Here is a 2,139-nt window from a genome sequence, read left to right on the forward strand (position 1 = left end):
TTCGGATTAATTATAGAATTTGCCATTATTACCTTGCATAGAGAGGTATCTCTGTGTACGTGCGTGTGTGTTAACTGATTGATTGAGAGAAGTCCCTATCCCCCACGGATAGGGGCTTTTCTTATATACCAAAAGTGTTACAATATGGATGCGTGTATAATACGCAACATCTTCTTCTGAGTCCTCATTTTCTGGTTAATTGGGGTTTTTTTATTGTCTGAAAAAATGATACTATCAAGAAGCACGAGAATGCCCTTTCGTGTATTGAGTGGTGGGTCCTCACTTGTATTCTGGTGAGGGCTTTTCTTATACACTAAAAGTGCTATACTACCTACTGTAGCATTTCACCTCAAATACTACCTTCATCAATTTGTGCAGAGTTAAAAAGGCCCTCTAGTTTTATCGCTAGGGGGTCCTTTTATTATCTCTTTATAAATAATACCAGATACATACGAATACTACCTTATGAAGCTGTCAGGGGCACTCAAAGTATCTCTTGGAAATTATAAAGTAACGACAAAAAAGGCCCCTACTCCGCATAATAGAGGGATTTTTTGTGTGCATTCTGCTTCATTTAAACGGACAAGTATACGTCTAAAAGCTGAACGTGTCGTCTGAGGGCGCGTGATTATTTACTTTTTAGTTTATAGTCAAGCTTATCCTTTGTTTCCATCATCGATACCAATTCATCGTAAGTATCGCGTGTTTGGGGAGTTAGTGATTCAAGATAACTTTCAATCATCAAAGAAACCATTTCACTAGCTGAACGCTTATCAGCTGTTGCTTTAGACAAAGCCAAAACGGCATTTCTGGTATGATTATCAACTCGCATGTTTACATCAAAGGTAGGAATTTTTTCCGCACTATCTTCGCCAAAACCTGCTTGCTTTCTAGAAATTGATGATACATTTACGTTTACCTTCTTATCAGGACTTTTTACCTGATCATCATTACCGTGTTTCAAAAGTCCCCCCATATTATTCTGCCTCCAATCTAGATACTAATTCAGTAGCAACAGCCGTATATGTGCTGTGAGTAGCTTTATCCCAAACAGAACGACTGCTTTCAGTGATTCCAGTAAGGTCATATCTCTTTACTCTTTCCATAGCAGTAATGACATTTTCAAATATGTTGTCTTCCCCAAATTCTTCTACGGCCTGTTTAAGAACGGCATTGTCAATAATTGATTGCCCTTTTGTAAGAACTGGAAGAATACCTGCTACATCTACTTTTGCTCCAAATTCGTCAATTAAATTCGTTTGTAAATAGCTTAAGAAACTTTTTGCTCCCAGCAATGCTCTTTGCTGAGTTTGTAGCATAACAATGATCCAGTCGCAGCACATAAAAACGTTATCGTTTGTTAAACTCATTGTAGGGCTTACATCAAGAAACACGAAGTCGAATTTGCTAGATATATTTGACAAAGAGTTTTTAAGATAGCTGACTTTAGCTTTTTCATCAATGTCTTGTTTATCAACCCACCGACTGAATAAGTTCATATCAGCAGCAGCTGGTATTAAGTCAAGACTGTTCTTAATGTTAATGATGCCGTCATTTAAGTCTTTTCCATTAATTAGTAATGCGAAAAGAGATGGATCAATTGTGATGTTGGAATTTTCGTGACTTTTTGTTTTTATCATTAAATCAGTTAGGTTTGCTTGAGGGTCACAATCTACCATAAGCACTTTATATCCCATATTTGATAATTCCCAGCTGATTAAGGCTGTAGTAGATGTTTTACCAGTACCACCCTTTTCATTGGCGCAACTAATTATCATTTTTTATAAATCCTCCATTCGTACACGGTACACGGTGTACTGTGTTATGTGTACAGTGTACCGTACTCAGTACACAATGTACAGAAAAAAATCCTTAACAATTGAATGCGGAATGACGGCTTTTTAATGAAATTATTTAAGTGTACAGTACACAGTATTCAATACACAGTGTACAGTGTACAAGATACAGTGTACGGTGTACGGTGTACTGTACACAAGAAAAGTTGACCAAAAATTTGATAACTGATATAATAATAACCGTAGTAAAAATAGAACATAAAAAAACACCCACCGACGGGAATCGGTGAGCGCCAAACAATCTTCTAATTTATAGGTTATTATATCATGGCCGGTGCGATTT

General features: G+C 36.8%; 2 protein-coding genes. Both read right to left on the reverse strand.

What is annotated here, in order from left to right:
* Window positions 1-628 precede the first annotated feature (628 nt).
* Complete coding sequence (locus FD07_RS11785; protein ID WP_020090523.1) at window positions 629-976, reverse strand: DUF5388 domain-containing protein; 348 nt, start codon at window positions 974-976, stop codon at window positions 629-631.
* A gap of 1 nt (window position 977) precedes the next feature.
* A complete protein-coding gene (locus FD07_RS11790) occupies window positions 978-1,778 on the reverse strand; it encodes a ParA family protein (RefSeq protein WP_020090524.1) in 801 nt (266 codons plus the stop codon).
* Window positions 1,779-2,139 lie beyond the last annotated feature (361 nt).

Source organism: Levilactobacillus parabrevis ATCC 53295 (assembly GCF_001434055.1).
Taxonomy (GTDB): Bacteria; Bacillota; Bacilli; order Lactobacillales; family Lactobacillaceae; genus Levilactobacillus; species Levilactobacillus parabrevis.